This window comes from Cyanobium sp. A1C-AMD (assembly GCF_024346495.1).
In the GTDB taxonomy this organism is placed as follows: domain Bacteria; phylum Cyanobacteriota; class Cyanobacteriia; order PCC-6307; family Cyanobiaceae; genus Cyanobium_A; species Cyanobium_A usitatum.
In genome coordinates, this window is record NZ_JAGQDB010000105.1 from 1 (window position 1) to 7142 (window position 7142).

General features: G+C 58.6%; 3 protein-coding genes. All 3 read left to right on the top strand.

The genetic code is table 11. The features are described 5' to 3' along the window. The coding region (locus KBY74_RS12775) for a hypothetical protein (RefSeq protein WP_254943020.1) at positions 1-1630 on the top strand (1630 nt) is incomplete at its 5' end. 3 nt (positions 1631-1633) lie between these two features. Continuing rightward, positions 1634-5740, top strand: a complete 4107-nt coding sequence (locus KBY74_RS12780; RefSeq protein WP_254943021.1) for an Eco57I restriction-modification methylase domain-containing protein — start codon at positions 1634-1636, stop codon at positions 5738-5740. Continuing rightward, on the top strand, positions 5737-7142 hold a 1406-nt coding region (locus KBY74_RS12785), incomplete at its 3' end, for a DUF262 domain-containing protein (protein ID WP_254943022.1). The genes KBY74_RS12780 and KBY74_RS12785, both read left to right, overlap by 4 nt.

The window sequence follows — 7142 nt, forward strand, 5'->3', positions numbered from 1 at the left end:
AGCCGGCGGGGCTCGTCTACCTCTGGCCGATCAGCGGATAACCCTGGCACGTCGAGTCCACCTTCTGCAGTTCGTACGTCGCCTGGCCAGCAGGATTGCTGGTATCGCCGAGCACTGGGCCTTTCACTTGGACCCAAGCCGTTCCCTTCCACCTCGGGCTAGGCGATCGGATATCAGCTTGGCTGCTGCAGAGACATCGCCTACCCAAATTGATGAAGACAAGCCCTATGCGCTGATCCCCCTTCTCAACGATGCTGGTGAAGTGCAGGCCGGGGCTTTTGCCTACGGCCTGGAGGAATCAATGCAGATGATCGAATTCCTCCGAACTGAAAGCTTGTATGGGTCTGGGGCTGCAGCCAGTCAGTCAGTTAGCGGAGCGGTTGGCGACTTCGCAGCAAAACTCACGCCCTCGCTAGCTGCTGCCGTGCAGACCGGCCAACTGATGCGGATCGTGGGGCCGGCCTCAGTTGTTGATGGGCTGGCCAAAGGAACCATGACCATGATGCAGAGCGGAGGCAACAATCTCGGTGGCGTCCTAGTTCAGGGCTCCTCAAAGATCGTCGGACAGGCCCGCTTTTCCCCAGCAGCTGGTGTTCTCGCCCCACTGGTGGTCTATCAGGCTATTCACGCCATCGTTGGCACACAGCAGCTCAATGAGATCAATCGCAGGCTCGCCAACATTGAGCAGACCTTGTCAAGAATCGTTCAGAGGCAGAACGCCAAAGATATCGGCGAAGTCATCGCTGCGGCCTTAACCCTTCAGGACATCCTTGCTGAGCACGCCCACACCGGTCACTTCAATGCTCAGATGCAGGACCGCATTTCCCATTGCGAACGGGATCTGCGTGCCCACTTGGAACGCCTGAAGATTCTCAAGGCTAACTTCCACGACAAGATCAACCAAGCGCGTCAACGCGCCCAGAAGCGAGAAAAGCCCCTTGAGCTTGCAGGGTTGATTAAAGAAGAAGGTGATCAGTTCGGTCAGGACACGCGACTGCTGGTCGCTCTCTGCGCTGCTGTCATTCAGCTGGAGCAAGGATTGATGCTCATCGCACTGGAGCATCACCCGGAAAGCCTTGCCTATCGGCAGAAGCAGATGGTGGCTCAGGTCAAACAATGTCGCGAAACACTTGCGGACATGTTGGATCTGTCTGAAATCAAGAGTGAGATCAAGCTCTGCCTCGACGACATGAACTGGTGGCAGCGCAATCTATTTGACCGTAGTGCTGCTCATTTGTTGAAGCAAGCCTCCGAGCTTCCGCTCGACGCGACCCTGGTCAAGTCTTTGCCAGAGCACCAAGGAGGAGGCATGTTGATCTGGAAGGATCATGAGCGAGGGATCCAGGTTCGCGCTGTTGCGGCGGCGCAGCTTGAGACAAGTGGCGAGCGCTCTGATGGGGATCCAGAGGAATGGCCAGAACCTGCATACATAGCCCTCGCGCCATCAACGAGTCTTCGCGTTGGGGAGACTTACAAGCTTGATATTCATAACTCAAGCTCTCTTGAGGAATGGAGCAAACGCGATGTGCCTATTCGCATCCTCAAGGGCACTGGAGTGGGTGAATGGGTTGGGATGCGAATGGATATTCCCGAGGTTGCATTGGTTGAGATCTTTGTGAAGAACAACTGACCCATGCCCCGTCGCCCCTCCACCACTGACCCCGAACTCCTGGCCCACCAGCAGTGGCTGGGCTATCTGCAGCCCGTGGGCTTGGTGGTGGCTCCTGCAGCAATGCAGGACGCCGGTTGGGTGGTGGCCCGCAGTGGCAGTGAGCTGATCGAGCGGCAGCAGCGCTACCGAGATGGTCTCGAACCCCTGGGCGGAGACGACGACGATGCGGATGAGCGAGAGCTGGGCTTTACCGGCATCGAGACCTTGTTGGTGGAGCAACTGGGCTGGGGCACCGATCAGGTGCAGAGCGACCCGAAGCTGATTGAGGACTACACCAGAGAGCTGCCTGAACTCGGGGAGACGCTGCAACCGACGGCAGTGGTTCCAGTAGCCAGCGGCGAAGGCGCGCAGCTGCTGGTGCAGGAATTGCCACTGCTCATGCCACTAGATCAAAAGCTCACCGCTGGTGAGCACCTCTGGAGGGCTTCACCGCAGGAACGCTTTGAGCGGCTGCTGCGCGAAACGGGGGTGGAAGCGGGGCTGCTGTTTAACGGCTCCCAGCTGCGGCTGGTGGTGGCACCGAAGGGGGAAAGCTCCGGCTATCTCACCTTCCCGCTGGCAGATCTGGCGGAGGTGAACGGCCGGCTGATGTTCTCGGGGCTGGATCTACTGCTTGGGCAGAGCCATGTGTTCCTCGATCCCGATGGCTACCGCTTGAGCGATGTGCTCAAAAAGAGCCGCAGCTTCCAGGCGGTGGTGAGCAATGCCCTAGCCGATCAGGTGCTGGCGGCGCTGTGGGATCTGCTGCGGGGCTTCCAGCAGGCCGATGAGCTGAGCCAGCGGCAAGACATAGAGCTGCTGGGCGATCTGCCAGAGCGGGATGCCCAGCAGCTCTATGGCGGCTTGATCACCATGCTGATGCGGCTGGTGTTCCTGCTCTACGCAGAAGACGAAGCGCTGATGCCCAGCGATGCGGTGTACGAGCAGCACTACAAGCTCAGCGGCATCTACGAACAGCTGCAGCAAAACGAAAGCGAATACCCCGACACCATGGAGCAGCGCTTCGGTGCCTGGTCCGGGCTGATGAGCCTGTGCCGGCTGGTGTTCGACGGCGGCGGCCCCACGGCCGACTACCTGCCGGCACGCCACGGCCAGCTGTTTGATCCAACCGTTTACCCCTGGCTGGAGAGCCCTTGGATCAGTGACGGCGTGGTGCTTGCGGTGCTGCGCAACCTGCTGATCGTGAATGGCGAGCGCATCAGCTACCGCGCCCTCGATGTGGAGCAGATCGGCTCGGTGTATGAAGGGATCATGGGCTACGAAGTGCGCCGCATCCCAGGCCGCTGCATCGGCCTGAAGAGCAAGCCCCAGGGTGCGAAGAAACAACTCACCACAGCGGTGGATCTAGATGCCCTGCTGACGCTGCCCGGCGGCAAACGCAAGGCCTGGCTGGAGGAGGAGGCCGGCACCACCCTGCCGGCGAAGTCGGCAACGGGGTTGAAGGACGCCAGTAGCGAGGCAGAGCTGCTGGAAGCCCTGGCCCCGCGCATCAACCGCGACCTGTTTGATGGCCCCCAGGCGGCTGGCGGCCTGGTGTTTCAGCCCACCGAGGAACGGCGTCGCAGCGGCAGCCACTACACACCCCGATCGCTCACAAGGCCGATCGTGGAGGAAGCACTGCGCCCCTGGCTGGAGCGTTGCGAGCATCGCCCCACAGCAGCCCAGATCCTCGATCTGAAGATCTGCGATCCGGCCATGGGCTCGGGCGCCTTCCTGGTGGAGAGCTGCCGCTACCTGGCCGAACTCCTTGAACTGGCCTGGAATCGGGAAGGTTTGCCAGATGCCCTGAAACCTGGCGGCCACGCCCACGGCGAAGAACCCTTGATCTACGCCCGCCGGCTGATCGCCCAGAACTGTCTATACGGGGTGGACAAAAACCCCTTCGCAGTGAACCTGGCCCGCCTCAGCCTCTGGCTTGTGAGCCTGAGCAAGGACGCGCCGTTCACTTTCGTGGATCACGCCCTGAAGTGCGGCGATTCGCTGGTGGGTATGGAGCGCAGTGAGATCGAAGGAGCGTTGAAGGGCGCCAGCCTGCAGCGCGAACTGCAGATTGAGTACTTCGATCAGGTGCGCCAGCAGGAGGCCAGGAGCTTCGCGCTGTTCCATGCCGACACCCGCAGCGATATCGACGACGCCCAGAAGCGCCAGGCGCTCGATGATCTGAACGCCAGCACGGCCTACCTCCGCACGGTGGGCGATCTGCTGGTGGCGGCGTTCTTCAACGGCAAGAAGCCGAAGGATCGCGAGGAGCTGAAGCAGCTGTACCTGGCGGCCACCCTGCAACACAGTTCAGCGGCGGAGCTAGAAGGCGAATTGGCCGAACCACTGGAGCGGCTGCGCGAGGGCGAGAAGGGCATTCAGCCGCTGCACTGGCCACTGGCCTTTCCGGATGTATTCGGGCGGCCGGAGCCGGGCTTCGATGTGTTCGTGGGCAACCCTCCCTTTGCTGGTGGCATACGCATATCAGGTGATCTTGGCCAGGTCTACTTCGAGTATCTACAGAGAGAATTTGAGCATATTGATGGAAACAGTGATCTTTGTGCTTACTTCTTTAGGCGGTGCTTCGATCTAATGTCTACAGGCGGAGCCACTGGCCTGGTGGCTACCAATACGATTATGCAAGGCGATACAAGAAGGGCGTCTCTTGCATATATATTGAATTCAGGGGGAAGGATTTACAGCTGTCATCGCAGATTTAGGTGGCCTGGAGCGGCAGCAGTCCGAGTCTCTACAGTCCATTTTGTTAAAGCCAAGGGCAATTGCCCACCACGCTGTCTAGCTGGAAGTCTCCCCTGCAACTTTATTTCATCGTTTTTGCTTCCTGGAGGAGCAATGCAGGACCCGCTTCCGCTTTACTCCAATCAAGGCATCTGCTTCGGAGGGGCGATGGTATACGGAGACGGGTTTATCCTGGGCAAAGAAGAGGCAACTGAGCTGCTTTCTCAGGATGATTCTAATGCTGCCATAGTGCAGAAATATCTTGGCGGACAGGAGATGAATGAGTCACCATTTGCTGTAGGCAACCGGTACGTAATCAATTTTGGCACGATGGAGCTGGAGAAAGCCATTGACTGGCCTAGCCTTATCCGGATTGTTGAAGAGCGTGTGAAGCCGTCAAGAGACGCAAAGTCAAACAATGCAATAGCAATACGGCAGCAGAAGTATTGGTGGCGATTCCGAAGCGATACTCCTGTTCTGCGCGAAGCATTGCAAGGGTGCAGCAGATGTATAGTACTCTGTCGAGTAGGCAAGCACATTAGCCTAGCCTTCCAAGAAATAGACCAGGTTTTTGCTGACAGCACAAAGATCTTTGCCTGGTCGGGATACATGCACTTCGCCATTTTGCAGTCTCGTCTTCACGAGGCATGGGCAAGATTTTTATGCTCGTCATTCAAAGATGATTTAAGGTACAGCCCCAGTGATTGTTTCGAGAACTTTCCTCTCCCTCCTTTAAACTATGGATCGGGCTCGCCTCAGGATGGCTGCTCTCTTGTGGGAAAAAGTTATTATAAATACCGTGAATTTCTTATGGTAGATAATTCCGAAGGTCTCACCAAGACCTACAACCGCTTCCACGATCCCGCCGAAACCAGTAGCGACCTCCTAGAACTGCGCTGCCTCCACAGCGAAATGGATCAGGCGGTGCTGCAGGCTTACGGCTGGAGCGATGTGCCCACCGCCTGCGGCTTCGGGCTCGATTACCTAGATACAGAAGACGACGCCCAGCTCCCCGACGCGCTGCAGGAGCACATCGACAGCGGCGAGTTGTTCTTCTGGGACCCCAAAGACGCCCTCGATTTCCAGGGCCAGCTGCAGGCCTACGGCGCCATCACCGGCCGCCGCAAGCTGCCCTGGCGCTACCGCTGGCCCGATGCCGTGCGGGATGACGTGCTCGCCCGGCTGCTGGCGCTGAATGCCGAGCGCTACGCCGAGGAGGTGGCCCAGGGGCTGCATGGCAAGGCGGGCAAGAAGCCAGCCACCGATCCCGCCGCTGGCGGCAAGCACCGCGGCAGGCCTGCGAAGGCAACCAACTCGGCCGATACTGGGCAGATCGGACTGGCGTTGTGAAGAAGCTCGACGGCAAGGTCTCCAGCATTCGTGAGTTGCTCTTCGGGGCTCGCTTCGGGATCGACTACTACCAGCGTGAGTACCGCTGGGAACGCCGCCAGGTTGAGGAGCTGATCGACGATCTCACCAGCCAGTTTGGCGATGATCATGACCCCTCTGATCCCCGCGCGAAAGTCCGCGATTACCGCCACTACTTCCTTGGTGCCGTCATCACCAGTGAGAAGGAGGGCAAACGTTTTCTGATTGATGGCCAGCAGCGCCTCACCACTCTCAGCCTCCTGCTGATCTTTCTGCTGCGCTCACTGCCTAACAGCGAAGACCAGGCCAACATCCGCCCGTTGATCTACGCCGAGAAATACGGCACAAAGGCATTCACGATCGACGTGGAGGAACGCGAAGCCCTCCTGCAGTCGCTATTAAACGGTGAAATCTTTGAAGCAAGTGCAGCCAGCGATGCTGTGCGCACCATGTTGGCCCGCTACAACGACATCGAAGCACTATTCCCGCAGAAAATCCTGAGTGAGTCTCTACCCTTCTTTGTCGACTGGCTAATCGAGAACGTGCAGCTGGTGGAGATCACGGCCTACAGCGATGAAGCCGCTTACACGATCTTTGAAACTATGAACGACCGGGGACTTCGCCTCACCCCGGCTGAAATGCTGAAGGGTTTTCTCCTGGCCAACATCCCCACTGAAAGCCAGCGCAACCACTGCAGCGATGTCTGGAAGCGCCTGGAGCAGCAGCTCCTGGGGATTGATAAAGAAGCCCAGGCCGACTGCTTCAAAGCCTGGCTTCGTGCCCAGCATGGCCAAAGCATCCGCGAACGCCGTGCGCAAGCGGCTGATCAGGATTTCGAGTTGATCGGTCGTGAGTTTCACCGCTGGGTCAAAGATCACTCCGACCTGCTTGGCCTGACGAACGAAACAGGATTTGTTGCTTTCATCCAGCGCGAATACACATTCTTTGCTGGTGTGTATCAGAAGATCCGCCAGGCCTCTGAGCAGCTCACGCCGGGGCTGGAAGCTATTTACTTCAACCACAGCAGCGGCTTCACCTTGCAGCTGCCCTTGATGCTGAGTGCCCTCAGCCTCGATGACTCACCTGATGTCATCGAGAGCAAGTTGCGTCTGGTTGCCAACTACGTGGACATCACCATCCACCGGAGGATCTGGAGCTACCAGGCCATTGATTATTCAACGAACTACTACCGGGTGTTCACGCTGCTGCGTGACAAGCTGCGGCGCCGCCCCCTACAGGAGTTACAGCAGGCACTCAGCGACGACCTGGCCTCACTCCCGGACTTTGACTCCTCGCCCACCTGGGGCCTGACCCGAGGACGGATGAACCGGCCCCAGGTGAAGCGCTTTCTCGCGCGCCTTACCCATGAACTGGAGCAGGAGTC

Excerpts from the sequence above, each read along its gene's own strand:
- KBY74_RS12780 (WP_254943021.1), top strand. The coding sequence starts at position 1,634 with ATGCCCCGTCGCCCCTCCACCACTGACCCCGAACTCCTGGCCCACCAG.